The organism is Micromonospora sp. A200 (assembly GCF_029893845.1).
Lineage (GTDB): Bacteria > Actinomycetota > Actinomycetes > Mycobacteriales > Micromonosporaceae > Micromonospora > Micromonospora purpureochromogenes.
Window position 1 is genome coordinate 38,775 of the sequence record NZ_JARXXY010000037.1, and the last position, 25,026, is coordinate 63,800.

Genomic DNA, 25,026 nt, shown 5'->3' on the forward strand with positions numbered 1-25,026 from the left:
GTGTTGGTGCCGCATGTCCTTGACCTCGTCACACCGGCCGCCTACCGTGTCTTTAAACCAATCGGTTGAAACGGGGGACGCCGATGTCGCTCGACACCTTGTCCAAGGTCTTCGCGGCCCTCGCCGACCCGACGCGTCGCGACATCGTGGCGAGACTCTCGGTCGCCGACGCCACGGTGAACCAGCTCGCCGAGCCGTACCAGATGAGCGTGCAGGCGGTGTACAAGCACCTGCGGGTGCTGGAGGAGGCGGGTGTGGTGAGCCGATCACCAGGCCCGCAGCCGCGCCCGGTGCACCTGGAGATCGGAGCGCTCGACCTGATGGACGAATGGATCGAGCGGTACCGCCGCCAGGCCGAAGATCGCTACCAGCGCCTCGACCGGGTCCTGGCCGCGATGAGCGACACCAACGAGGAGGAGAGCCAGTCATGACAACGGTGGAAGCGGATCCCACGGTTCCGATCATCCGGATCACCCGCGACTTCCAGGCCACACCCGAACGGCTGCTGCGGGCGCACACGGACCCGGAGCTCTTCGCCCAGTGGGTCGGCCCGAACACCATGCACACCCGCATCGACCACTGGGACGCGCGTACCGGCGGTAGCTTCCGGTTCGTCTCCATCCGGGACGGATCGGAGTTCGGCTTCCGTGGCTGCTTCCACGAGATACGGCCGGATCGCATCGTGCAGACGTTCACCTTCGAGGGCGACCCGGACGGGGTGGCCCTGGAGACGCTCTGGTTTGAGGATCTCGGCAACGGCCGGACCAGGCTCCGTACCCAGTCTCTCGTGGACAGTTTCGCCAGCCGCGACGCCTGGCTGAAGAGCGGCATGGAGATCGGCGTGGAGGACGGCTACACCAAGCTCGAGAGGATGCTGGCCGATGGCGCTGTCTGACCTCGAACCCGCGGAGCGGCACCGCCGCATCGCGGCCACGTTCACCGACCGCGTCCGCGATGCCAAGGCTTGGGATGCCCCCTCGCCGGTGCCCGGCTGGACGGCCCGCGACGTGGTAGGCCACCTCGTCGAATGGTTCCCACCGTTCCTCGCCGCCGGCGCCGGCGTCGAGCTGCCCAGCGGGCCGAGCGTGCACGACGACCCGGTCGCCGCCTGGCAGGCACACTGCGACGGGGTGCAGGCGCTGCTGGACGATCCGGATACCGCGCTACGGATGCTCACGAATCGGCACCTCGGCGAGGTGCCACTGGACCAGGCGATCGACAGGTTCTACACCTCCGACGTGTTCATGCACACCTGGGACCTGGCCCGCGCCACCGGGCAGGACGATCAGCTCGACACCGACTTCTGCGCGGTGCTGTTGGCGGGGATGGAGCCGATCGAGGACGTGATCCGTTCGTCAGGCCAATACGGCCTCGGCGTCCCCACCCCTGACGACGCCGACGCGCAAACCCGGCTGATCGGGTTCATCGGCCGCGACCCGCTCTGGACGCCCGCCTAGGGGAGGTATTTCAGCCGACCCGGCTGATTTTGACGATGCTCGCGCGGGTACCCGGCCCGCAGTCGTGTGCCGGGTCGCCCGGCGCGATGGTGACCAGCACCGTGGTCCCGGTGCCGAAGACGCCCATCCCGCTGCCGTGCAGGGCGTACTCCCGGCCGTCGTCGGTGACCAGGCCGTAGCAGGGGCCGGAGCCGCCGCGGGTGATCCGGCCGGCGAGCACGTCGGTCACCCGGCTGTCGGTGGGTTTCTTCGGCGGTCCGGGGGGTCGCGGCAGGGTCGGCGGTTCGGTCGCGGAGAGCGGGGTGGGCCGGCCCGCCGACGGGACCGGGGGGCCGGAGGGCGCGGTCGCGGGCGGGAACGGCGGCGGGGACGCCGCGCCGGCCGAGGCGGGCGGGTTGACCGGCGTCGGGTCGTCGGACACGGAGTCTCCCTTCCCGGCGCAGCCTGCCAGGGGTACGAGCAGTGCCAGCGCGAGAGCGGCCGGCAGGGCGGCGGTTCGTGGTGTCACCCGGATGGGACTCGCCGGGGGCCTCCTCGGTTCCGTTCCGGGAGCGGACCGGCGGCGGAAAGGGCGATGCCCGGGCAGGTGACCTGCCCGGGCATCGGTGGAGCGCTGATCAGTGGCTCAGGAGAAGCGGACCTTCAGCGAGGTGCCGTCCTGCTCCAGGACCCGGATCTTGGTGCCGGTGGCCGGGAGCTTGACGCCGTGGTTCGGCAGCTCCGCGTACCAGTACTTCTGGGTGTCGTCGAACAGCGGCTGCGCGGCCTGACCCCGGATGTAGGAGGGCTGGCTGTTGATGTGCAGCGTGAACGAGTCGGCCTTCTTCAGGCTGAACGGCGCGTCGTAGACCTGGACCCGGGCCCGCCAGGGGTTGCCGGTCAGGTTGTAGATCGGCCGCGGGTGCGCGTCGATGATCATGTTACGACCCTCGCCCGGGTGGACGAACGTGTCGTTGTCGGCCCACCGGAGGTTCCAGTAGGAGATCAGCAGACCCGTCTGGTACGCGTAGTGGTCCACGTAGTCCGGCCGGGTGTTCGCGTAGCCGAAGAAGTACGGGCCGGTCTTCAGGTACTGGTCGTACGAGACGTACGACCGGTTGCCGGCGATGTAGTAGTTGTCGAACTTGCGCTTGTAGGTCTCCTCCACCACGGTGAACCCGTTCAGGGTCCAGCCGGTGGCGCCGGCCTCGGCACCGTCGGTGAGCACCGTCTGCCCGTCGGCGGTGACGGTGATCGCGTCACCGTAGAAGCCACCCGAGGAGACACCACCGTCGGTCTGGTAGCGCAGCCGGAACTGCACGACCTTGCCGGCGAGGACGTCCATCGGGATGTTGACGTCGACCCAGTTGTCGCCGCTGGAGCCGTCCAGGGCGAAGCGCCCGGGCGAGATCTCCTTGAGGGCCTTGCCGTTGGCCGTACCCGGCAGCGTCGCCCAGGTCTGGCCACCGTCGGTGGACGCCTCGAAGAAGGCGTAGTCGAAGTCCTCTTCGATGTTGTAGCGACCCTTCATCGACAGCGCGGCGCTGGTCTTCCCCGTGAGGTCGATGGTCCGCGTCATCGTGGTGTTCAGGTCGTCGTCGTTGCCCGAGAAGAACTGCTTGGTGCCCTCGAACGGCTTGCCGTTCTGGAAGGTGTACTCCCGCTGCGGCAGCACCACGACGGCGCCCTGGGCCTTGGCGGTGTTGTACTCCTGCGGCCCGAGTTCCAGGGTGCGCTGCTGGCCGGCCACGATCACCTCGTAGTCGAGCCAGCCGAGCTGGAGCTTGTTCCAGGCGCCGAGGTCGCCGCCCCGCTCGCCGATGCCACCGTCGTTCTTGGCGCCGAGCCGGCTCTGGGCCATCAGGGTCCAGTGCTCGTTGTTGTTGTCCCCACCACTGGTGACGTTGTAGTCGTCCGGCAGACCGAGGTCGTGGCCGTACTCGTGGTAGAAGACGCTCCGGCCGCCGTTCTCCGGCTGGATGGTGTAGTCACCGATCCACACGCCCGTGTTGCCGATCTGGGTACCGCCGGCCGGGAAGTTGGCCGGGCCGGTGTTGCCCTGGTCGGAGGCGAAGGCGTACCAGCGGTGGCTCCAGATGGCGTCCTCACCCTGGTACGGGTCACCGTCGGCCTCGTCGCCGCCGGAGTGGACGATCTGGAAGTGGTCGATGTAGCCGTCCGACTCGTTGAAGTTGCCGTCGGCGTCGAAGTCGTAGCGGTCCCACTCGTCCATCGCCTTGACGTCGGCGGCGATCTCCGCGTCGGAGCGCCCCTGCGCCTTCTGGTCGGCGACCCACTGGTTGGCGGCGTCCCGGACCAGCGCCCAGGTGTTGGTGCAGACGTTCGAGGCACAGGGCTGCCCGCCGGAGCGGCCGTACCGGGCCTCGTTGTACTTGACCTTGACCCAGTTGGTGACCTCACCCTCGACGCTGTAGCGACCCGAGGACTGGGCCTCGTAGTACTGCTTCAGCGACTCGTCGCCCTGACCTGTCCCGAAGTACATCTTGCGGAAGTAGTCAGCGCTGTAGTCGGCCTGCCAGACGGTGGAGTTGTCCACCGCCCGGTTGGGGGCCGGAATCTCGTTGTGCAGCGGCCCGTCGAACCGGGTCGGACCTGCGGTGTCCGGGTCGGTGTCCTGGTCCGGGTAGTTCGGGTGCCGATCGTTGCCGAACTCCGCCAGGATCACGAAGATCTTGTCGGTCCGCTCCCTGGAGAGCTCGACATACTGGTCCTGCGTCAGGCTGGCGGCCGTGGCCGTGCGGGCGGCCTGCCCCTCGGCCTGGGTCTTGCCGACCTTGACGACCGTGCTGCCGTTGATCCTCTGTGCCTTGGCCTTGCCGGAAAGGACCTCGCTCAGGCCCTCCTGGCGCAGCGCCCGCCGCTTGTCCTCCAGCGGGTTGGGCAGATCGTGGTCGACATGGGCAGGCTCGGCGACCGACGGGGCGGCCGCCGGCAACTTCGGCGTCGGCGCGGCGCTGGCGGACGTGCCCGCCACCAGTCCTGTTGCCGTCAGCGAAAGCCCGAGCAGACCCACTGCGACTTTGCGCACGTGGTACCTCCGGTGTGAGGGAACCGGCCCAACGGGGGTACGGGCCGGTGAAGTCGTCCCACTAGTGGGACTGATGGTGAAGATAGACACTCCTGCGACGCGTGGGAAGACGGACGCGTCGATTTGTTGCAAGATTTTGTTGGGAATGCTTTTCACCGTCACACCGGTGCGGTTCATCAATGCGATGAGCAGGACGAATGCGCTAGCGGTTGATCATAGTGACAGATTTCGATCAGATTGCGGCGGGTGCAAACAAGGGGGCCGGTGGCGTCACCGCCACCGGCCCCACTGTTAACACATTGGTCAGTTGCTGACCTTCACGACCATGTCGTCGGTCGGGTTGGTGCCCTGCTCCAGGATCTGGATCGTGGTGCCGGTGCCGGCCACCTTGACCGAGTTCCACGCGTTGCCCGAGGTCCAGTACTTGCCGATGCCCTTGTCACTGAAGATCGGGTTCGGGGCGAGTTCCGGCAGCGTGACCGCCACACCGTTGCGGTGGAAGGTCTGTGCCGGCTTGGCGTACAGGCTGAACGTCGCGTCGAAGCCGTTGCGACGGTTGCTGATGGTGCCCTGGCCGCCGACGTTGATCTTGTCGGGGCGAACGTCCACCGGGAGGTTCAGGCCGTAGCCCGGGTGCTCCGAGGTGTTGTTGTCGCCGTACGCGTAGTTCACGTACCAGACCAGCATGCCCTGGTGGTTGGAGAAGCGCTCCACCCAGTTCGGGCGGGTGTTGGTGAAGCCGTAGTTGTACCCACCGGTCCGCAGCGTGTCGTCGTACCCGAAGTAGGTACGGTTCTCCGCGATGTAGAAGCGGGGGTACGTGTCGGTCACCGAGCCGGTCATCCGGGTGAAGCCCTTGGCCGTCCACGCGGCGTCCAGCGTCTCCGCGTCGTCGGTCCAGGCGGCGGAGCCGTTCTTGACCAGCGACACGTTGTCCAGGAACGCGCCGGCGAGGTGCACGCCGCCGTCGGTCTGGTAGCGGTAGCGGAACTGCACGGTCTGCCCGGCGTACGCGGACAGGTCGTAGGTCAGGTCGACCCAGTTGCCGCTGGTAGAGCCGTCGACGCCGGTCTCGCCGGAGTCGATGAGCGAGTTGCTCAGCGGGGCCCAGGTGGCGCCACCGTTGGTGGACACCTCGGCGTAGAGGTAGTCGTAGTCCTCTTCGATGTCGTACCAGGCCTTCGCGGTGATCGACGCGGAGGTCGCACCGGTCAGGTCCAGCTGACGGGTCAGCGTGGTGTTCAGGTCGTCCGCGCTGCCGCCCCACCACTCGTTCGCACCCGCGAACGGGGTGTTGTACGAGGTGGTCTGGGTCTGCGCCGGCAGGTTGACCACCACAGCCTGGGCCTTCGGCCCGTTGCTGTCGCCGGCCGGCCCGAGCGTCACCTGGGTGCTGCCCTTGCCGTACTCGACGGTTTCGTGGTTCAGCCAGCCGAGGAACAGCTTCGACCACGGGTCCATGTAGCCCGGGGTCGACCCGATGTCGTCCTTGCCGCGGCTCAGCCACGATCCGGAGGACATCAGGCTCCAGAAGCCGACGCCGTTGTCGCCGCCGGCGGTGTCGTACAGGTCCGGCAGACCGAGGTCGTGGCCGTACTCGTGGGCGAACACGCCCAGACCGCCGTTCTCCGGCTCCGTGGTGTAGTCCCGGATCCACATGCCGGTGTCACCGATCTGCACACCACCGGAGAGGTTGCCCGCCGGACCCGCGGAACCCGCGAGGTTCGGGAAGGCGGCCCACCGGTGCGACCAGATGGCGTCCTCGCCCTCGGCGCCGCCGCCGGCCTCTTCGCCCTCACCGGCGTGCACCGCCTGGAAGTGGTCGATGTAGCCGTCGGCCTCGTTGAAGTTGCCGTCGCCGTCGAAGTCGTACCGGTCCCAGATGTCGAACTGGGCCAGGTACTCCTTGATCTGGGCCTGCGTCTTGCCCGCCGCGACCTGGGCGTTGTACCAGGAGGTGGCGGTGTCCTTGACGAAGTTCCAGTACCCGTCGGCCTCGGAGATGGCGTTGCTGCCGTACCGCGCCTCGTTGTAGGGAACCTTGACCCAGTCGCTCACGTCACCGCTGACGGTGTAGCGCCCGCCGGACTGCTGGAAGTAGAAGTCCCGCATCGACTCGCCAGGACCGAACATCATGTCCTGGAAGTGGGCCCGGTTGAAGTCGGACCGCCACAGCGTGCTGTTGTCGTCGGTGGCGCCGCCGTCCCAGTTGCGGTCCGGCTGGGGGATCTGGTTACGGACCGGGCCGGCAACTCCACCGGTCCGGGGATCCGTCTTGTCGCCGAACTCGACCAGCATCGTGAAGATCGGGTCCGTCTTCGGCGCCTGCTGGTACTCAACGAACAGGTCGTCCTTGACCTGGATGACCTTCGAGCCGTTGCGCGTCTGAAGCTTGGCCTTGCCGGAGAGCAGGTCCGCGATGGCCTGCTTGCGGACCTCCCGCTGCTGATCCGCCTTCGGATCCGGGAGGCTGTCCTTGCCGTGCTTCGCCTTGTCGGCGCCGGGGGTGGGCTCCGCCGCCGGGGCGGCGGACGCCGGGGCCGTGACGACGCCGGCTGCCAGCAGCGCGGCCGCGGCCGAGGCCAGACCGGCTGTGACTCGTCTCCTCAAAGGTCCTCCTCCTTTGTGGAACTGTTACATGACGGGGACAACCAGAGCCGTCTCTGTCATGTCATGCGTCACTCACCATGACAGAGGTTCACGCAGTTGTCACGGGGCAATTACGCCGAGAAGCGCCCATCATTCCAGGTCAAATCGACACCAACCAGCCCGCAAATCAACCGTCAACTTTCGTTACGGTTCGGCCACGATCACTTAGAGTGACGGCGGTTATGGAGTCCCCAACATGGAGCGCTGGTGGTCGCGAAAATGTCACACCGATTGCCGGGAGATGTAGGAGGGCGTAAGAGAGCGGGGCCCGTCCGGAGCAGTGTGCTCCGGGCGGGCCCCACCGTGTGTCCCGTCGGACGAATCGGGACGGATCAGTTCGCCGGGGTCACGTGGACCGTGGCGTACGAGTTGTCCTTCGCCGTCCGCTTGATGGTGATGGTGACGCCGTAGGCGGCACCCTGGTCACCCGGGTTGCCCGAGCCCAGCACGGTGAACCCGAGGTTCGTGCCGTACAGCCCCGTGGCCGGGCTGCCGTCCGGGTTGGTGATCCGGGTGGTGTAGGGCAGGTTGCCCTTCGACGGGATCACCACGGAGGCGTCGTTGTCCCGGGCGAAGAGCGAGCCGCCCCGCACCTCGATGCCCGGGTACCAGCCCTTGGCGTCCGTGAAGCCCGGCACCGCCGGCTGGGCACCGAAGGTGGTGCAATACTCGCTGTACGGCTCGTTCGCCGCCTCCAGGCACTCCTTGAAGCCGTACGTGGGCTTGAGCGAGAAGGCCGCGTTGGCGGACTGCGGACGGCTGGGCAGGTTGTCCAGCGTCGACGGGTCCTTGACGGCCGCCTCACCCTGCCGGCGGTACGGGTCGAAGTGCGAGTCCACGATCAGCAGGCCGCCCTTGGCGCCGTAGCTGGGCAGCGAGGTCAGCTGCGCGGTGACGTGGTTGACGTTGCCCAGCGCGGTGTCCCGGTACCAGACCAGCATGCCCGGCGCGTTGTAGGAGAGCTTGTCGACCTTCCAGGCGTCGCGCGAGTAGACCGTGTCGTACGCGTACTTCAGGCCGTTGTCGAAGCCGTCGAAGTTGCGCCACTCGGCCAGGTAGTAGTGCGCCTGGTTCGAGGTGCCGCCGTCGATCCGCCAGCCCGGGCCGGTGGTGTCGACGAAGGTGCCGCCGGTCTGGGTCCAGCCGTTTGCCCCGCCCTCGACGTTGTCGCTCCAGGTGGTGGCGCCACCGGCGGTCACCGAGAAGTCGTCGGCGAACCAGCCGCGCTCCAGGAACGCCTCGTCGGTCGCCTGGCGCAGCCGCAGCTGCACCGTCTGCCCGGCGTACGCCGACAGGTCGACGTAGTCGTGCCGCCAGCCGTGGCTGTCACCGGTCAGGCCGTACTTCTTGTTGCCGAAGTCCACCATCCGGCCGTTCGGGTCGGCGTAGCCATCGTTGGTGGTGACCAGCGCGCCGGTGGAGTCGTAGACCTTCTGCTCGGCCCAGGTCGTGCCACCGTCGGTGGAGACCTCGACGAAGCCGTAGTCCCAGTCCTCCTCGATGACGTAGTTGTTCCACATCCAGAACTTCGCGTCGGCCGCCGCCGGCACCGCCACCGAACGCGTCAGCTTGATGTCGGCCCAGTCCTGGTCGGCGCCGGTGTACCACATGTTCGCGCCGCTGTGCGGCGTGGCCAGCGTGATCACCTTGTTCGGCAGGTTGATCTTGATGCCGTCCTTGGTGCCGACCGGCGTCCGCGAGGTCTGGCCCAGCTGCACGTCATGCGGGTCGGCACCCGGGTTGACGTTCAGCGGGTCGGCCCAGCCGAGAACCCACTTGTCCCACAGGCCCATGTGCGTCGGCAGCGCCTGGAAGATCTCACCGGAGTGCGAGCCGGAGGCCATCAGGTCCCAGAAGTCGACGTCCGAGTCGGCGTTGCCGGAGGTGTCGTAGAGGTCCGGCAGGCCCAGGTCGTGACCGAACTCGTGGGCGAAGACGCCGACACCGGCATCCTCGGGCTGCACGATGTAGTTCGAGACCTGCAGGTCGGTGCCCGGGATCCGGTAGCCGCCCGGAACCGACGAGGAGTGCGCCCAGACCGCGTAGACGCCCTCGGCGCCGCCGCCGCGGGACTTGCCCTGGCCGGCGTGCACCAGCACCAGGTGATCGATCACGCCGTCCGGCTCGAAGACGTTGCCGTCACCGTCCCGGTCGCCCTGGTCCTCGATGTCGTAGTCGGCCCACGGGAAGTCAGGGTCCATCTTCGCGAGCGTGTCGACCGCGTCGGTGGCGAGCCGGCCCGCGCCCTGCGGGTTGTCCGGGTGACCGTTCATCGACTGCTGACGCCCGGCGACCCAGTTGCCGTTCTCGTCCTGGAAGCAGCGCGAGGCCGCGTACCAGCCCTCGGAGTGCGGCACGGTGATCCACGGGCTGGCCTGCCCGTCCACCGTGTACGCGCCCTTGGACATCTCCAGGTACATGTTGTGCATGGTGCGCCCGGCGATGTCGACGCCCGGCTTGCCGTCCGGCCCGGTCAGGTCCTTGCGGACCCGCTCGGTGATCCCCTCCTTGGTGTAGAGCATCTTGTCGAAGTGCTCAGGGGAGAAGTCCGGCACCCACATCGAGTTGTTGTCCTCGTGCGGCAGGCTGCCCGGGTCCGGGATGTTGTTGTGCTTCGGCCCGTTCTGCGCGGTGCCGAGGACACAGCTCCGGTCCTCGAAGACCGTCTTGGGGACCATGACATCGGTGAAGTCGTCGTTCGCCTGGTCGTTGAACTCCACCAGCAGGGTCAACAGTTTGGCGGTCTGGGTGCCCTTGGCCTGCTTGATCTGCCGCGGGTTCTTGCCCGTCTTGATCGCCTCGGCCTCGGTCTTCGCCAGCTGCCGCGCCGTGACGGGGTTACCGCGAGCGAACTTGCGGTCGTAGGTCCGCGCCTGCTCGACCGCCGGGGCGTGGATGCCACCCTTGCCCTTGACCTCGCGGCCGTCGCTGTCCGGCTGGACGGCCGGCTCGGAGTAGTTGATGTAGAACTCGTCCGCCCCGATGGTGGCCCTGGCGGGGCTGGACGTCTGGGCCGCCGCAGTCCCCGTCACGGTCAGTGACGTGGCCGCGAGGGCGATGGCGGGCAGCGCGACGAGTAGGCGTCGACGCGACCCGGATTGGGGAGATGTGTTCATGCCGCTCCAATTCTCGGGCATGGGGAGGGAGGAGTCGGCCGGCGCACTGTATCGATGTGATGTCCATCGAACCGACCTGACCTGCGTGAAACTAAATCAGAAAGACAATGAACGACAGTGCTGGAGGTCTCCTGTGGCCGTTCAGCTTCTCTTGCCTCATCCGACCGACCGATGTGACGCCGACGGCACGCCGCGCGACGTACCCGTCAGAAAACGACGGTGGGTGACGGTCCGCGCGGACCGTCACCCACCGATCGGGTACGCCTGCCGTCAGTCCTCGTCGGACTTGCCGCCGCCCATCCCCGAGGAGATCAGCTCCATCACCGAGGAGTCCTGGAGCGTGGTGACGTCGCCCAGCGAACGGTGCTCCGCCACGTCCCGCAGCAGCCGGCGCATGATCTTGCCGGAGCGGGTCTTCGGCAGCTCCGGCACCAGCATGATCTGCCGGGGCTTGGCGATCGGCCCGAGCGTCTTCGCCACGTGGTTGCGCAGCTCGGTGATGAGCTTCTCGCCCGCCTCGCCGGCGGTGTCCGTCGTGCCGCGCGGGATGGCGAACGCGACGATCGCCTGGCCGGTGGTCGGGTCGGTGGCGCCGACGACCGCCGCCTCGGCGACCGAGGGGTGCGACACCAGCGCCGACTCCACCTCGGTGGTGGAGATGTTGTGCCCGGACACCAGCATCACGTCGTCGACCCGGCCGAGCAGCCAGATGTGTCCGTCGTCGTCCTTCTTCGCCCCGTCACCGGCGAAGTACATGCCCTCGAACCGGCTCCAGTACGTCTCGATGAACCGGTTGTCGTCACCCCAGATGGTGCGCAGCATCGACGGCCACGGCTCGCGCAGCACCAGGTAGCCGCCGCCGCCGTTCGGCACCGACCTGCCCTGGTCGTCCACCACGTCGGCGCTGATGCCCGGCAGCGGGGTCATCGCGGAGCCCGGCTTGGCCGCGGTGACGCCGGGCAGCGGCGAGATCATGATCGCGCCGGTCTCGGTCTGCCACCAGGTGTCCACGATGGGCAGCTCACCCCGGCCGACGTGCTGCCTGTACCACATCCAGGCCTCGGGGTTGATCGGCTCGCCGACGCTGCCGAGCAGGCGCAGCGAGGACAGCTCGAAGCCGGCCGGGATGTCCTCGCCCCACTTCATCATGGTGCGGATCAGCGTCGGCGCGGTGTAGAGGATGGTGACCCGGTACTTGTCGACGATCTCCCAGAACCGGCCCTTGTGCGGGGTGTCCGGGGTGCCCTCGTACATCACCTGGGTGGCGCCGTTGGCCAGCGGCCCGTACACGATGTAGGAGTGCCCGGTGACCCAGCCGATGTCGGCGGTGCACCAGTAGACGTCCGTCTCCGGCTTCAGGTCGAACACCGCGTGCGCCGTCCAGGCCGTCTGGGTCAGGTAGCCGCCGGTGGTGTGCAGGATGCCCTTCGGCCGGGCCGTGGTGCCGCTGGTGTAGAGGATGAACAGCGGGTGCTCGGCGTCGAACGCCTCCGCCGTGTGCTCCGCCGGCGCGGTCTCCACCGTCTCGTGCCACCAGTGGTCCTTCGCCGACCAGGCGACGTCCTCGCCGGTGCGGCGGACCACCAGCACGTGCTCGATCGACGGGCAGTTCGCCACCGCCTCGTCCACCGTCGGCTTCAGCGCCGACGGCTTGCCCCGCCGGTAGCCACCGTCGGCCGTGATCACCACCTTGGCGCTGGCGTCCTGGATCCGGTTGGTCAGCGCGTCGGCGGAGAAGCCGCCGAAGACCACGCTGTGCGTCGCGCCGATCCGGGCGCAGGCCAGCATCGCGACCGCGGCCTCCGGGATCATCGGCAGGTAGATCGCCACCCGGTCGCCGGCGGTCACGCCGAGCTCGGTCAGCGCGTTCGCCGCCTGGCAGGTCAACTTGTGCAGGTCCGCGTAGGTGAGGGTGCGGCTGTCACCCGGCTCGCCCTCCCAGTGGATCGCCACCTTGTCGCCCCGACCCGCCTCCACGTGCCGGTCCAGGCAGTTGTACGCCACGTTGAGCCGGCCGCCGACGAACCACTTCGCGAAGGGCGGGTTCGACCAGTCGAGCACCTGGTCCCACTGCTTCGCCCAGGCCAGCCGCCCGGCCTGGCGCTCCCAGAAGGCCAGCCGGTCCTCGGCGGCCTCCGCGTACGCGTCGGCGGTGACGTTGGCCTCCGCGGCGAGTGCGGCCGGCGGCGGGAACTGGCGCGTCTCGTTCAGCAGGTTGGCCAATGCCTCGCTCATGCGGTGACTCCTTCGTCGGGTGACCTGCGTCTCCTACCCGGCTGAGGGTAGTCGTGGGCCCGGAAGGCCGCGACAACTCGTCCGGCCGGTACGCGCCGAGCGGCCCGCACCGCGCGCCCGGCGGCTTCCGCTGCCCGGCGCGGGGCGGTGGCGCGGGTCGCGTTCCCGGCGGGTGGCGGCCGGTGAGGGCCGCCGGGTCGCTAGCGTGGCGGGGTGACCACGGACCCGCTCGCCCCGCTGCTCGCGCTCGCCGACATCGCCCCCGCCGTCGAGCGGGCCCGCGAGCGGGTCGACGAGGCGATGCGGCACCGCGCGCTGCGCCGGCACGGCGGTCAGGTCGCGGCCGAGGCCAGCCTGAGGTCCGCGGTGGCCAGCGCCGCCTTGGAGGGGTACGCCCACGAGCGCGAGACGGTCCGCGCCGGCACGGTGACCGAGCCGGTGCTCCAGGGGGCGCTGCGGGTGGCCGGGGCGCTGCCCGGACTGACCGAGCTCTGGCCCAAGGCGCCCCGGCAGGCGCTGGCCAAGCTGCACGTGCTCGCCGCCCGCAACGTGGTGACCGAGGACGAACTGGGCCGTCCGGTGGTCGACCCGGTGGTCGGCGCGCGGCTGGACGGCCTCGCCGGGCTGGTCGCCGGGGGCACCAAGGTCCCCCCGCTGGTGCTGGCCGCCGTCGTGCACGGCGAGCTGCTGAACCTGCGTCCGTTCGCCGGCCCGTCCGGCGTGGTGGCCCGCGCCGCCGCCCGGCTGGTGCTGATGTCCCGCGGCTTCGACCCGCGCGGGCTGGTCGCCGTCGACGTCGGGCACCGGGAGCGGGAGCCGGAGTACGTCGGCGCGGCCGGCGCCTTCGCCACCGGCACGCCGGACGGGCTGCGCTCCTGGCTGCGGCACTACATGTCGGCCGTCGAGGTGGGCGCCGACCAGCTCACCGTCATCGGCGACGAGATCCTCGCCGCCGCCTGACCCCTTCTGGGCTGACCCGTGCGGGGGCCCTGTCGCCCCTGCCGGCGTCCTCGCCGCCTTCCTGCCCGCTCCGATCGGCGGTCCCTGCCGCCTCCCTGCCTGCTCCGCTGGGCGGTCCCTGCCGCCTCCCTGGCCGCGCTCGGGCCGGCGGGTGTGCTCAGGCGACGGGGGTGGCCTTGGCGCGGCGGTGCCGGCCGTACCAGGCGATGCCGATGGCCACTCCCACGCCGACGCCGAGCGCCGCTGCGGCCACCGGCACGCCCGGGCGCTCCCGCAGCCGCCGGCCCAGCGGGATCGGGTGCCGGAACTCCAGCACCGGCCAGGCGTTCTCCACCGCGAGCTTGCGCAGCGCCCGGTCCGGATTGACCACCGTGGGGTGGCCGACGCACTCCAGCAACGGCCGGTCGCTGTACGAGTCGGAGTAGGCGTACGAGTCGGCCAGGTCGTAGCCCCGGGCGGTGGCCAGCTCGCTGACCGCGTCGACCTTGCTCGGGCCGGCGGCGTAGAACTCCACCTCGCCGCTGTAGCGGCCGCCCTCGACCGTCATCCGGGTGGCGATCACGTCGGTCACGCCCAGCAGCTCACCGATGGGGCGGACCATCTCCTCGCCGGAGGCGGAGACCAGCACGACGTCCCGGCCGGCGGCCTGGTGCTCCTCGATGAGGGCGGCGGCCTCGGCGTACACGTAGGGGTTGATCAGCTCGTGCAGCGTCTCCGCGACGATCTGACGGACCTGTTCCACCTGCCAGCCCTTACAGAGCGTGGCGAGATAGTCCCTGGTCCGGGCCATGGTCTGCTCGTCGGTGCCGCCCAGCCGGAACATCAGCTGCGCGTACGCCGACTTGACGACGTCACGCCGAGTGATCAGCCCGTCCCGGTAGAACGGCCGACCGAACGCCAGGGCGCTCGACTTGGCGATGACGGTCTTGTCCAGATCGAAGAAAGCGGCACTTCGGCCCACGGCGCGAAAGTCTAGCCCGATGGTCTAAGGTCGGCGGGTGCCCGGGGTCACCAGCCCCTCCGACCTGCGGGCCAGCCGTGGCAACCCCTGCTCTACGTGACGGCAATCACACGCTGTGGTCACATTTTCGCCCTGAGTGGGGTCGACACCACTCGACGTGAACACTCTGCTCGGGCATGCTTGTCCTCACGACGAGTATTCATATCTCGGACAACTCGCAGGCCCTCGGCGGTTGCACCCCCCGTGACCGCTGAGTGGTTCGGCTCAACCCCCCCGGAGCCGAACCTCCCGACGACCCCCGTCTCCCCCCGACGGGGGTCGTCCCTATTCGGGGTGAATGCTCCGGCGCAGGTCACAACACGAACCTCAGCGGCGCAGCCCACCAGTGGCGGTTCCAGACGCGGCGAGACGCCAGCGGCTGGCGGGTCTGGGCAGCCGACCTCCCACCGTGGTGCGGGGGCCACGTCCGGGCAGACGCCTGCCGTTGAGAGCGCCGCATCCGCCGTGAGCCTCGTGCTCAGGGGGTCGGCAATTCGTGTTCAGGAATCTGCACTTCTCCAGCAATCGCCTTCTCGGCCAGCTCTACCCGCTCCGGGTGAAGCTCGCCGTCCAGAGGGTGCCCAGGCACGTTGATGCAGCTCTGGCCGGGCACGGAGTTGCACACCGGGCATGGGACGAACAGCCCGCCACCCGGGATCTGAACGCCTCGGAGGACGACCGCCCTGCCGATCTTGCGGAGCGCCTTGAAAAGATCGTCGTCCCCGTGCCGCGTGGCAGCAGCGGCCACCTCCCGCATCCCTTCCCAGAACTCCGCGACGGCCTTTTCCCTGTGCATGTCCATGGGGCGCACGTCCCCCGCCTGCCCGCCCTCGGGTCAGCCAAACCTCGTCCGCCCTCCGGGGTACGGACAGGCCGCCTGCCGGCGTGTCGGATCCAGTTGATGCGTGACGGATCAGTGTCGGATGACGGGTGACATTCCGAGCTAGAGGATCTTGGCAATCAGGTCGACTCGAAGTTCCAGTTCGGGGGCAGGACGCCGTCGCAGAGGGCGCACACGAAGTCGTCGTCTCGCACGATGTTGCGCTCCCCGCAGGCTGTGCAGCGTCGGAAGGTCACTGCCTCGGTGAAGCCGCCGGGATGCGGTATGCCCAGACCATCGAGTGCTGCGGCGACCGCCGGCCAGCAATCGGGATCTGGGCAGTAGCCCGTTGACTGGTTGCTGACGTCCTGGACGACGTACCTGGCGGCGCTGAGGGCGAAGAGCCACCAGAGTGATGTCGTTGCGGCTTTGCGGAATCAGGTGCTCTCCGGCTGGGTACCGGCTGGTGATGGGGCTTCTGGTGGTCGGCCCCAGGCCTGTCGGGCGTCGGCCAGGGCCATGCCGAGAATGATTGCGAGGGCGCCTGTGGCCGCGATCAGCGGTGTGGTGAAGGCCAGCGGCAGTGCCGCGGCGACCAGGGCCGCGATGCCAATGAGTCTGCGCCGGGCTAGCCGGTTGAAGACCACGCGTTCCAATACGATCCGGCCGACGACGTAGACGATCGGCCCGCCGAGGATCGCGACCAGCCAGGCTGGCCGCACGGGGCCGCCCGGGTGGGCCAGGACGGTTTCGTAGCCGGTCGCCACGAGCACGATGCCCAGGACCATCAGGATGTGGGCGCGTCCGGTGTTCTGGCCGGCTCTGAGCTGGTCGCCGGCTAAATCGACGGCTTCGGGGAGCACCTGCCCGGCCCGGTAGTAGTAGATCCGCCACAGGAGCACGGTGGTGGCGAAGCCGACTAGCAGCGCCAGTGTCGAGGCCAGTGACACCGGCGTGTCCGTGTAGGCGATCCCGAGAGACAGCACGCTCTCGCCGAGTGCGATCAACAGGAGTTGCTCGTACCGGTCGGCGAGGTGATGAGTCTTGGTGGGTTCCCAAGCGCTCTCAAGTTGCCGGTCCATGCCGGGTACCGGCCAGGCGGAGCGGGCCGACAGAAGATCGATCGTGATGGCCAGTGACCACAGACCTACCCGGCCCACGTCCTGAACGAGGATGCCGGCCAGCCACGGCACGGCCGATACGGTGAACCAGATCGCCGACCGTGCGTAGAGGGCTCGTTGCGCACGATCCCGCACGAGCGTGATGAGGACCAACGGTCGTCCCACCTGAAGGACCACGTACGGTACGGCAAACGCGTAGCCGCGCTCGAAGAACGCGTACGGCAACGACGACGCCATGAACACCACGCCTAACGCGGTGAGCAGCACTATCGCTTGGACTGCTGGCCGGCGCGGGTCGAAGCGGCTCGTGATGTAGGCGGTCGTCGTCCACAGCCACATGATCGGCAGGACCAGCACCAGGATATAAAGCAGCCCCGCCCACCGCTGGGCGACGGCCTCTGAGGACAGGTCCGGCGCCACCCGCGAGACGACACCCGACAACGCGAAGACCAGCACCAGATCGAAGAACAACTCCAGGAAGTTCGCCCGGCGGTGGTCTCGCGCGGCGCTCTCAGTCCTCGCCACGTCTTGGCCGGGCGGATCCGGATTCCGCCCTCCCCCTTCATCCCGCCGGCCACCGGCCCCACCCTCGGTCACCGAGCCAGTCTTCAGTCCGCACGAACCGAACAACCGCAGAACCCGCAAAACACGCTCTACCTTGAGGGGGCGCAGCCGAGGCCGGATCCTGGACGGCGCGTCAGGGATTGGCTAAATCATCGGACACAAGCCGGGCACAACTGACGCCGGCAAGGGCTGTCAACTGCTGTAAGGCAGCGGAAGAGCCGACGCAGGCCAGAGCGCCGATCCGCCCGATTCGAAACGAAGCTGAGCCGCCGCGAGGGGTTCAGGGTTCCAGTCGACCGACGGCAAGCCGCACCTGCTCCCCGACACGAGCCGCTACCAGTCCGCAGCAGCCGACAACTTCGGTCCGCATCCCCCCGACGGGGGTCGTCCCTATTCGGATCAGCGCTCCAGCCCAGCTCACAGGCCCTCCTCGCCCTCATCCAACGCGCTCTCAGAGGGTGTTGCCCGGTCCGGAGTCAGCAGATCGTCAGCAGGCAGCGTGAAGGCATCCAAGATCCGAGCGGCATAGCCGGCCGGCGTGTGCGTATAACGATCCAACGTCGTCGACGCCTGCTCGTGCCCCATGACTCGCTGCACCAGGTTGATCGGGACGCCGTCCGTGACCAGCCACGTGGCGTAGGCGCGCCGCACGTCGTGGAACCGCATCCCGCCGACGGCCTCGGCCGCCACGCAGGCGACGGCCTCCCGCTCGGTGGTGAACTCTGCCGACCACTCGACGCCCTCCCGATCGGGCCAGACCGCGTGGTACCGGTGCGGACCGGTGTTGACGACCGGGCCGAGCAGCCCGGCGCGGACCAACGAGGGCAGCCAGACCCGGCGGCGGAAGTTCGACCGACGCAGTGGGCGACCGCCCCGGTCACGGAAGATGGTTGACGTTCTACCTAGGTTTCGGCCCGGCTTCTCAAGGCCGGCCGGTTTCAGGACGATGCTGCAGTCGTCAAGGCGGGTCGCCGCGACGGCGTCAGGAGGGTGAGGCGGTCGGAGTGGCCGCCGGGTCGTGGTCGGCGTCGGACAGGAAGTAGACGACGCCGCTGGCCGGGTCCAGCCAATACGAGGCTGACACGAAAGAGCCTTCCTCACCCTCACGCCAATCCAGGCCCGTCCCGCTACGCCAGGCCGGTGCCGACGGCAGCCAGGACGACAGCCGGGAGTCTGGATCGGGGAGTTCCGCGGCGTCGGATGTCGTCAGCAGGGTCAGCCTGGCGGCGTCGGCGGGCGCAAGCCGGGCCACGCCCTCCCGCAGCAGGATGAGGTCGCCGATGTTGAAGTCGCAGCGGCCGCTCGCAGTCCACTCCCACCAGTGGACCTCCAGCACCCCGCCGAGCGGCTGCAGCTCCCGCTCGATTGGCACGGTTTCGGTGTGAACGGACGCGTCAACCGTCACCTCCGGCGCTGGGCAGTTGAACGGTTCGGAGCAGCCGGCCTGGGCAACAGACAGTGCGATCAGGGCGATGGTGCCTACCACTCGGCGCCTCACAGCAGGACCCGCAGGAGCAGCCCGGGCAGCGAGGAGTGGATCATTCGGATCTCCAAGCTGAGAGTTCAAGTTGATCAGCCCGGCTCGTCCGCTCCAGCTGATTCGGGCGGACCCGGAACTGGGTGGTTCCGTCCTCAGCTTCCACGTGGTCTGGATCAGTGCTAACGACCAGGACCTCGTCCTCCTGCTGGCCGACGACGTAGCACCGCACGAACGCCGGCCGGGGGAGAGAAGCGCCAGGAAGGATGCCGTCATCCGTGAAGAAGATCGGGACCTTGTCGACGAAGGACCAGCTTCGTCCGTCGGCGTCGACCAGCCGCACACGGACCCACCCCGGCCAGTCTTCGTCGACCCATGCGATCGCCTCGCAGCGCAGCAACCCGGCGGAAGTCATCACCGGGCTGATCCTGCCAGGTCTCACCCTTTGTCGGCGCGGCTGTCTGGGACACACAGGGGGCACGAGACACTGTCAAACGGTGTCGACCAGGGAGTAGCCCTGGCAGCTTGGGACGCCGTGTGAGCAGGTGTCGAGCGCTGTTCCCGCTGGTGAGCCAATCACGGCTCGCAGTTCCGCTTCGACGTTTAGCGCCTAGAAGTAGCTGGTCAGAGGATGGCCGACGAGCAGGCGCTATTGCGAACATTTGACTTCTTTCCAGTCAACTCAACTCAAGGCGAGGGTGAGTAGGAATCTGCCGCAATTGTTAGTGGATGCTCGTCGGCGACTGCAACGCGTGGGCGACATCGTGGATCGCGTCATCAGTCTGGGTTCGTGGTGACCATTCTCCAAGTTGATACTGACCGCCGAGCCAGCCCAGACTCCTCGGCAAGGCGGTGATGGACCAGCCGCGGTTATTTCTCGCCTGGCCCATCGCGAGACCGATTTCGTGAAAGTTGGGCTCGGGGATGGGCTGCATAAATCACAGGCTCTCCACGTGCAGGACTGTGCACAGTGCAAGTTGCTCTATTCGTGAGGTGCAGCGGACTTGGAAGGAAAGTGATGAACCACGCGGTGGGCGAGCTCGAGCCGTCTCGGATCCAGAAGGCCGTGGAGGCGATCGCCATCACGCCGGAGGCGGCCACTAAGCTCGTGGACGGTTACCGGGCGACCTTCGAGGTCAAGTTCAAGCGGGAGCCCGAGAGCCTGGAGGACAAGCGCCGGATCGCCGCCAAGGTCATTGGCCGGTACTCCAAACTTTCGGCAGCCACTGGTGTGGTCACTGCGGCCCCGAGCGTGATTCCGGGGCTCGGGACGGCGATCGCTGTCTTGGGCGGCGGGGCCACGGACCTCGCCGTGGCACTCAAGCTCCAGATTGACATGTGCATGTGTCTGGTTGAGGTCTACGAGGCCGAGCTGAGCAGTGAGGATAAGAAGCACCTCGCCTTCGTGCTCGCGTTGGCGGGTTCGGCGGAACAGATGGCGGCGACCGGCGGCAAGGCAGCAGTCCAGAAGATCGCCCAGAAGTTGGTCTACCAGTACCTGCGGGGACCCGCCTTGATCACGGTCAAGCAGCTGTTCAAGCGGGTGTCCATCACCTTCACCCAGAAGGCGATGGCAAAGGCGATCCCAGTCGGCGTAGGTGTCGTTTTCAGTGGTTCAACCAACTACGCCCTGACGACGGTGGTGGGCAAGGCCGCGGTCGCAGTCCTAGCCAAGGATGTGAAGTAGGGCCGCTGTATCGGATCCGGTGTTGGACGGACGGGAGCTTGTCCAAGTTGTAAGCGAGACGTCCGCCGCCAGTGTGCGAGCACTCCCCCTGGGCGATGCCGTCAGGAACCGTCCCTGAGTTGGGCCAGCAGACCGGCTCGATCGATCTGGATCCAGTACTCCGTGATCAGCCCGTCCTCGACGTGATAGACGACCGAGTTGATCTGGCGGACGATCCGACCGGTCGGCGCAATGCCATCCACCGGCTCGAGGTGGTGCCCCACCTGGGCCAGCCGGACATGCGCTCGCGCACCGTCAACCAGGAACTCTTCGATCGTGAGGTCGAACGCGCCCCAGGTGGCGGTCATCTCCCGGACGTGCTCGGCGTAGTCGTCCGGAGTCCGTTCAACCGTGGCCAAGTCCTCGGACTGCACCTGGTGGGCTCGCACCGTCGGCGCCATGAACTCCACCGCCCGCCGCGGCTCTTGGCCGGAGCGGACGTACCGGAGGAAGTCGCCGACGACGCGACGCGTCACCTCACTGTCAATCATGACGTCACCCTGGCAGCTGGGAATCGGGACGGAAAGCCTGCCGGCGGGTGGGCTCACTCACCCGGAGGGGAGATGGCGGCCGGGTCAGCAGAAAGTCAGCGAGCCCGGTGATACGCGACCGACACCAACGGCCGCGAACGGCGCGACAGCGAGGGCGGACCACGGCGAACGACACCGGCTGACACTGGTCGACAACGCCGACCAGGCTCCCCCCGACGGGGGTCGTTCCTATTCCGGACAAGCGCTCCGCCGCAGCTCACAGGCCCTCCTCGTGCTGATCCAAGGCGCTCTCCGAGGGCGTTTCGTCAGCCGGAGGCAGCAGGGAGGCAGCAGAGCTGTCGAAGGCGTGGCCTCGATGGATTACGGGGTCGGCGGTTGCTCTGGTGCGGCTGACGACGTGGGCTCGTTGGTCGGTGCCGGAGACGTCACCTCGGCGGTCGGGTCCGGCGGCGTGGTCCCCTGCATCGGGGTGCCATCGGGGGATGCCGGCGCCGCCGGAGTCGGCGGCATGGTCGGGCTGTTGGTCGGCAGCGGCGTGGCAGAAGCAGTGCCGGTGGGGTTCGGGGTAGGGGTCATGGCTGGGGAGCTTTCCGGTGCGACCGTGGCGGGCGCTTGGCTCGGCGTTGGGCTGGCAGCCGGGTCCGCGCTGATGATGGCCAGGATCTGCGCCTTGTAGCTCTCCAGCTGCGCCTGGATCTGCTGCGGAGTCAACGCCTGGAGGTTCTGTCCGAACTCCTCGATCTGCTCCCACAGGGCGGTCAACCTGGCCTTGGTGTCGTCGCTCAACTCCCCTGGCAGGGTGACCACCAGCTGAGAGGCCAGCGCATAGGTCAGGCAGTCCTGGCACGAGTAGTTGACGGCCGCCGAGATGTTCTTCGGTACGACCACGTCGGCGGGACCGATGACGAGTACCACCTGGAACGCGACCGCCACTGTCTGGCAGTCATGGCAGCTGGCGAGCGCGTATGCCGCGTTGCTGTTGTCGATGGTGTCGTCGGTGGCCCAGACGAGAGCGAACGCAACGTCGTAAAGGGTCGAGCCGTCCTCGGTGTTGACCGCCAGGGCCTGGTTGTCACCGGCTCCGGGCGCCGCAGGTGGGTTGAACGGGAAGACCCAGGCCGGTGCTGGGGTGCCGCTGTCGGACGGAGCGGGGTGCCGGGGCACCATGACGAGCGCCAGGCGCTTCTGGTCCTCGACGGGCGGCGGGGCGGTCGACGGCCATACAGTGGCCACGGTGCGACGTTGCCCGACCTGGAGTGGCCGGTCGACCCGCGGTGCGGTGTCCTGACGGCTCGCGATCGGTACGGCGTCGGCGACGGCACCGCGTTCGTGGGGCTGGATCGGCTGGTACCTCGTGCCGTCCGGCCACCACGCCCAGGCCAGCGCCGCGATGAGGGCGCCGGCGACGGCGAAGGCGGCCATCCGGTGCTTCCGCCGGCCCGCCGTGGCCCGCCACGCCGATCTGACGGTCTGCCGGACCAGACGGATCAGGAGGTACGCCGTGCCGAGCAGCGGTAGGGAGATGGCAAGGATCGAGAGCAGCCCAACGCCGATGCGGGCCGCATCGCCGTCTGCCCAGTTCACGCCGAGAAGCACCGCCTGATGCTGCAGGCTCCGCCATGCCGTCGCCGCGACGCGAGGGAGCGCCGTCACGATAAGCACCAGCGAGATCAGGAGCAGCGGCACGACTGTGAGCACCCAGATGGTCACCACCACCCGGGCCCACGGCTTGAGCACCTTCGACTCGGCGCTGCCCCACCGGGTGGGCAGTAGCCCGAGCAGTGTCGGCTTGATCCGGGCGTAGAGGTCGGGGACGCCGGTCAGATCGGCGAGGATGTGGTAGCCGTCGAAGCGTACGAACGGTGCCAGTTGGCGGAGCATCTGCAACACCTGGGCCGCGATGACGAGCAGGAGCGCGTCCCAGCGCGTCGCGGCCCACAGGGCGAACATCGCGACGGCGACGATCGCGTTGAAGTACAGGCCGCCGAGGTCGACCCGGATCCGACCAGCTCGTCCGAGCCGGTAGCTGTCGTCGACGTTGGTGTAGAAGGCCGGCCAGACCAGGTAGAGCCCGACGCCCTGGTGCCGGGTGTGGCACCACCGTACCGGCAGGCGGCAGCATGGCCGAACTCGTGGAAGCCGGCCGAGACGACCGTGATCGCGAAGACCAGCAGGAGCAGGCCAGGCTCGTCGAAGGCTTGATAAGTGGCGGAGGCCAGCCCCTTGTCGAACAGGACCCACCCGGCCGAAGCCAGGAACGCGGCGAGGATGATCGCGACGACGAGGGGACGGAACAGGACCGCGAAGGGGGCGGTGATGCGCCGGGTCACCCGTGGGTTCGACACGACGAACCGGAACCGGAGCGCGAGCAGTGGGTTCGACTTCGGCGCGATCGGCGAGGACCCGTCGGCGGACCGGAGCAGGCCGAGCGGGCGCAGCTTCACCTCGGCCAGCATGCGCACGTTGTCGGCGCTCACCAGCCGGGAGGTTCTACGGGTGAGCTCCGCCGCGATCTGCGCGTAGGTTCGCCGGCCGTCTGTCGTCTCGAGGATGAGGTAGAGCAGCCGGCTGAGCTGGCAGGTTTGCCCGTCGGCGCGTCGGACGAGGCCGGGTGGCTGGCGGTAGCCGGAGCCGGGAAGTTCACCGAGCAGTTCCAGTCCTGGCGCGCGGGCCGGGACAACCTCCGGCCCGGACGATTCCACCCACTCGTGGTCGGGACCGCGTCCATCTGGCTGCCCCTCCGGGCGGGGGGCCGTGGTGGAGGCGCCCCGCCCGGGGAAAGCGTCGGTGTCGATCGGCGAGATGACACTCATGGGTCTACTGGGTGATCTCGGCCTGCTGGTCGGCCGTGGCCTGCGCCGTCACGTCGTCGAGGTGCTGGGTGATGATGGCGTCCTGCTGGGAGATGGCGGTCGCGCTGGAGTCGACGGACGCGACGTTGGCCGCGACGGCGGCGTCGATCGGGGCCGCGACATTGGCGTTCGCGGCGACGGCGCCGGCGACCGGGGCTGCCAGGTCGGCGTCGAGGGCGACCTTCACGTCGACGTTGAGCAGGTCACCGTCGAGCATTGAGGTCGGGTCGGTCGGCACCGTCACTTCGCCGTCGGTCGGGGCGGGATCGGTCGGGGTGGGCTCGCTGGTGCCTGGGTCGACCACGTCGTTGGACTGGTCGATCACGCTGTCCTGAGGCGCGGTGGCGATCGCGTCGCCGGAGATCGTCTGGTCGACGAGTACGCCCTGGTCGGCCAGCGCGGCGGCGGTCGAGCCCGTCGACAACAGGTTCGCGCCGACGGCGGCGTCGATCGGGGCGGCGATGTTGGCGTTGGCGGCCACCGCGAGGTCGATCGGCGCCGCGAGATCCAAGGCAAGATCGAGGTCCACGTTGAGGTCCAGGAGGGAGATCACCTCCTTCGTGGGCAGCGCGGTTGCCGATTCCGCGGCCAACTCCTCCATCGACAGCGGCGTCAGATCCGATGCGTTCACGTCAGCTCCATTCCCGGCACCGCGGGGGTGCCATCGCTTCGTCACGACGTACGACCGGGCGGTTTCGGGCAGTACCGGCTCCCCGTCTCCCCTCGATCGGAAGTTACGAGGGTCACTGATCCCCCCGAACCGCGTACGTGAAACACCCCATGCAGAATCTCGGCATCGAGTACCACTACCCACCGAGCTGCTGCTCAGCCGGCCACTGGCGCGGAGTCGACGGTCCGTCGAACGGGCGGGCAGCGGCAGATTCGTACGTCGGGACCCGTGACGAGGGCAGGTCATCGCCAACATACGATCATGAAATGTTCGTGGTGATACTGACCTACGTCGCCGATCTCGCTGAGATCGACGATGCGCTTCAGGACCACATCGCCTGGCTGGACCAGCAGTATGCGGACGGAGCGTTCATCGCTTCCGGTCGTCGGGTTCCCCGTGTCGGTGGCGTGATTCTGGCTCGGAACCTCTCCCGGGAAGATCTTGAGCGCAGGCTCGCCTCGGATCCGTTCTGCCAGCGGGGCCTTGCCGAGTACGCGGTGACAGAGTTCGTTCCCTCCCGCACCGCCAAGGGCTTCGAACACCTCTTGCCCTAGCCAGGGACGGTCCACAAGGGAACGCACTCGTCCCGACAAGGGGCACCCGGTCAGTCGCTGACCGGGGCACCCGGTCAGTCGCTGACCCAGAACTGCCAGCCGTCAGGTGCAGGGGGCTACGAGGGAGGGGTAGGGGCCGGGTCTGGCCGAATCGGTGAGCCCAAAGGCTATGTCGCCTCGGTCAACTCCGCAGGAACGCGAGCAGATCCTTGTTGACCTGGTCCTGGAGCGTGGACGTGATGCCGTGCGGCGCGCCGGGGTAGTAGATGTCCTTGGCGTTCGCGATGAGCTGAGCCGTCTTCCTCG

The 25,026-nt window shown here is 68.3% G+C and carries 21 protein-coding genes; 6 read left to right on the forward strand and 15 right to left on the reverse strand.

Annotated features, from left to right (window positions below; genetic code table 11):
* Positions 1 to 83 precede the first annotated feature (83 nt).
* From M2302_RS27285 to M2302_RS27295, 3 genes are read left to right on the forward strand one after another with little or no spacing between them, the layout of a single operon-like run.
* Entirely contained in the window at positions 84 to 431 is a 348-nt protein-coding gene (locus M2302_RS27285; protein ID WP_280840695.1) for a metalloregulator ArsR/SmtB family transcription factor, read from the forward strand.
* Entirely contained in the window at positions 428 to 895 is a 468-nt protein-coding gene (locus tag M2302_RS27290; protein ID WP_280840696.1) for an SRPBCC family protein, read from the forward strand. The genes M2302_RS27285 and M2302_RS27290 overlap by 4 nt, the downstream gene beginning before the upstream one ends.
* Positions 882 to 1,457, forward strand: coding sequence for a TIGR03086 family metal-binding protein (locus tag M2302_RS27295; protein WP_280840697.1), 576 nt, complete (start codon positions 882 to 884; stop codon positions 1,455 to 1,457). The genes M2302_RS27290 and M2302_RS27295 overlap by 14 nt, the downstream gene beginning before the upstream one ends.
* Positions 1,458 to 1,467: 10 nt before the next feature.
* Here the strand turns inward: M2302_RS27295 and M2302_RS27300 are convergent, their stop codons facing one another.
* From M2302_RS27300 to acs, 5 genes are all read right to left on the reverse strand, one after another.
* On the reverse strand, positions 1,468 to 1,878 hold the full coding sequence (locus tag M2302_RS27300) for a hypothetical protein (RefSeq protein WP_280840698.1): 411 nt from the start codon (positions 1,876 to 1,878) through the stop codon (positions 1,468 to 1,470).
* Positions 1,879 to 2,082: 204 nt separating this feature from the next.
* On the reverse strand, positions 2,083 to 4,470 hold the full coding sequence (locus M2302_RS27305) for an immune inhibitor A domain-containing protein (protein WP_280840716.1): 2,388 nt from the start codon (positions 4,468 to 4,470) through the stop codon (positions 2,083 to 2,085).
* A 318-nt stretch (positions 4,471 to 4,788) separates the two neighbouring features.
* Positions 4,789 to 7,095: an immune inhibitor A domain-containing protein gene (locus tag M2302_RS27310; RefSeq protein ID WP_280840699.1), complete on the reverse strand. Its 2,307-nt coding sequence runs from the start codon at positions 7,093 to 7,095 to the stop codon at positions 4,789 to 4,791.
* A gap of 371 nt (positions 7,096 to 7,466) precedes the next feature.
* Positions 7,467 to 10,250, reverse strand: a complete 2,784-nt coding sequence (locus tag M2302_RS27315; RefSeq protein WP_280840700.1) for an immune inhibitor A domain-containing protein — start codon at positions 10,248 to 10,250, stop codon at positions 7,467 to 7,469.
* Positions 10,251 to 10,520: 270 nt separating this feature from the next.
* Positions 10,521 to 12,485 (reverse strand): acetate--CoA ligase, encoded by a 1,965-nt coding sequence (gene acs / locus M2302_RS27320; RefSeq protein WP_280840701.1) that lies wholly within the window; start codon positions 12,483 to 12,485, stop codon positions 10,521 to 10,523.
* Positions 12,486 to 12,698: 213 nt separating this feature from the next.
* Here acs and M2302_RS27325 point away from each other — a divergent pair, with 213 nt between their 5' ends.
* Positions 12,699 to 13,445: an oxidoreductase gene (locus M2302_RS27325; RefSeq protein WP_280840702.1), complete on the forward strand. Its 747-nt coding sequence runs from the start codon at positions 12,699 to 12,701 to the stop codon at positions 13,443 to 13,445.
* Positions 13,446 to 13,602: 157 nt separating this feature from the next.
* On the opposite strand, the gene M2302_RS27330 is transcribed toward M2302_RS27325, so the two are convergent.
* The 6 genes from M2302_RS27330 to M2302_RS27355 all read right to left on the reverse strand — a co-directional run bounded on the left by M2302_RS27330 (position 13,603) and on the right by M2302_RS27355 (position 18,845).
* Entirely contained in the window at positions 13,603 to 14,406 is an 804-nt protein-coding gene (locus M2302_RS27330; protein WP_280840703.1) for an HAD-IB family hydrolase, read from the reverse strand.
* Between the two features lie 517 nt (positions 14,407 to 14,923).
* Positions 14,924 to 15,247 carry a hypothetical protein gene (locus tag M2302_RS27335; RefSeq protein ID WP_280840704.1) on the reverse strand — a complete coding sequence of 108 codons (324 nt, stop codon included), beginning with the start codon at positions 15,245 to 15,247 and terminating at the stop codon, positions 14,924 to 14,926.
* Positions 15,248 to 15,702: 455 nt separating this feature from the next.
* Positions 15,703 to 16,983: a low temperature requirement protein A gene (locus M2302_RS27340; RefSeq protein WP_280840705.1), complete on the reverse strand. Its 1,281-nt coding sequence runs from the start codon at positions 16,981 to 16,983 to the stop codon at positions 15,703 to 15,705.
* Between the two features lie 384 nt (positions 16,984 to 17,367).
* Positions 17,368 to 17,769: a tyrosine-type recombinase/integrase gene (locus M2302_RS27345; protein ID WP_280840706.1), complete on the reverse strand. Its 402-nt coding sequence runs from the start codon at positions 17,767 to 17,769 to the stop codon at positions 17,368 to 17,370.
* Between the two features lie 163 nt (positions 17,770 to 17,932).
* The gene (locus tag M2302_RS27350) at positions 17,933 to 18,436 is read right to left on the reverse strand and encodes a hypothetical protein (protein ID WP_280840707.1); all 504 of its coding nucleotides are present in this window, start codon (positions 18,434 to 18,436) and stop codon (positions 17,933 to 17,935) included.
* 52 nt (positions 18,437 to 18,488) lie between these two features.
* Positions 18,489 to 18,845: a hypothetical protein gene (locus M2302_RS27355; protein WP_280840708.1), complete on the reverse strand. Its 357-nt coding sequence runs from the start codon at positions 18,843 to 18,845 to the stop codon at positions 18,489 to 18,491.
* Positions 18,846 to 19,445: 600 nt separating this feature from the next.
* On the opposite strand from M2302_RS27355, the gene M2302_RS27360 reads away from it, so the two are divergent.
* Positions 19,446 to 20,114 carry a hypothetical protein gene (locus M2302_RS27360; RefSeq protein WP_280840709.1) on the forward strand — a complete coding sequence of 223 codons (669 nt, stop codon included), beginning with the start codon at positions 19,446 to 19,448 and terminating at the stop codon, positions 20,112 to 20,114.
* A 101-nt stretch (positions 20,115 to 20,215) separates the two neighbouring features.
* Here M2302_RS27360 and M2302_RS27365 read toward each other — a convergent pair whose 3' ends face one another.
* The 4 genes from M2302_RS27365 to M2302_RS27380 form a co-directional block, all read right to left on the reverse strand.
* Entirely contained in the window at positions 20,216 to 20,629 is a 414-nt protein-coding gene (locus M2302_RS27365; RefSeq protein ID WP_280840710.1) for an ester cyclase, read from the reverse strand.
* Between the two features lie 375 nt (positions 20,630 to 21,004).
* A complete protein-coding gene (locus tag M2302_RS27370; protein WP_280840711.1) occupies positions 21,005 to 22,381 on the reverse strand; it encodes a hypothetical protein in 1,377 nt (458 codons plus the stop codon).
* 83 nt (positions 22,382 to 22,464) lie between these two features.
* Positions 22,465 to 23,457 (reverse strand): hypothetical protein, encoded by a 993-nt coding sequence (locus M2302_RS27375; RefSeq protein ID WP_280840712.1) that lies wholly within the window; start codon positions 23,455 to 23,457, stop codon positions 22,465 to 22,467.
* A gap of 4 nt (positions 23,458 to 23,461) precedes the next feature.
* Positions 23,462 to 24,127: a hypothetical protein gene (locus tag M2302_RS27380; RefSeq protein ID WP_280840713.1), complete on the reverse strand. Its 666-nt coding sequence runs from the start codon at positions 24,125 to 24,127 to the stop codon at positions 23,462 to 23,464.
* A 305-nt stretch (positions 24,128 to 24,432) separates the two neighbouring features.
* On the opposite strand from M2302_RS27380, the gene M2302_RS27385 reads away from it, so the two are divergent.
* Positions 24,433 to 24,720, forward strand: coding sequence for a YciI family protein (locus M2302_RS27385; protein WP_280840714.1), 288 nt, complete (start codon positions 24,433 to 24,435; stop codon positions 24,718 to 24,720).
* Positions 24,721 to 25,026: the final 306 nt, after the last annotated feature.

Excerpts from the sequence above, each read along its gene's own strand:
- M2302_RS27295 (WP_280840697.1), top strand. The coding sequence starts at position 882 with ATGGCGCTGTCTGACCTCGAACCCGCGGAGCGGCACCGCCGCATCGCG.
- M2302_RS27290 (WP_280840696.1), top strand. The coding sequence starts at position 428 with ATGACAACGGTGGAAGCGGATCCCACGGTTCCGATCATCCGGATCACC.
- M2302_RS27360 (WP_280840709.1), top strand. The coding sequence starts at position 19,446 with ATGAACCACGCGGTGGGCGAGCTCGAGCCGTCTCGGATCCAGAAGGCC.
- M2302_RS27335 (WP_280840704.1), bottom strand. The coding sequence starts at position 15,247 with ATGGACATGCACAGGGAAAAGGCCGTCGCGGAGTTCTGGGAAGGGATG.
- M2302_RS27385 (WP_280840714.1), top strand. The coding sequence starts at position 24,433 with ATGTTCGTGGTGATACTGACCTACGTCGCCGATCTCGCTGAGATCGAC.
- acs (WP_280840701.1), bottom strand. The coding sequence starts at position 12,485 with ATGAGCGAGGCATTGGCCAACCTGCTGAACGAGACGCGCCAGTTCCCG.
- M2302_RS27315 (WP_280840700.1), bottom strand. The coding sequence starts at position 10,250 with ATGAACACATCTCCCCAATCCGGGTCGCGTCGACGCCTACTCGTCGCG.
- M2302_RS27285 (WP_280840695.1), top strand. The coding sequence starts at position 84 with ATGTCGCTCGACACCTTGTCCAAGGTCTTCGCGGCCCTCGCCGACCCG.
- M2302_RS27375 (WP_280840712.1), bottom strand. The coding sequence starts at position 23,457 with ATGAGTGTCATCTCGCCGATCGACACCGACGCTTTCCCCGGGCGGGGC.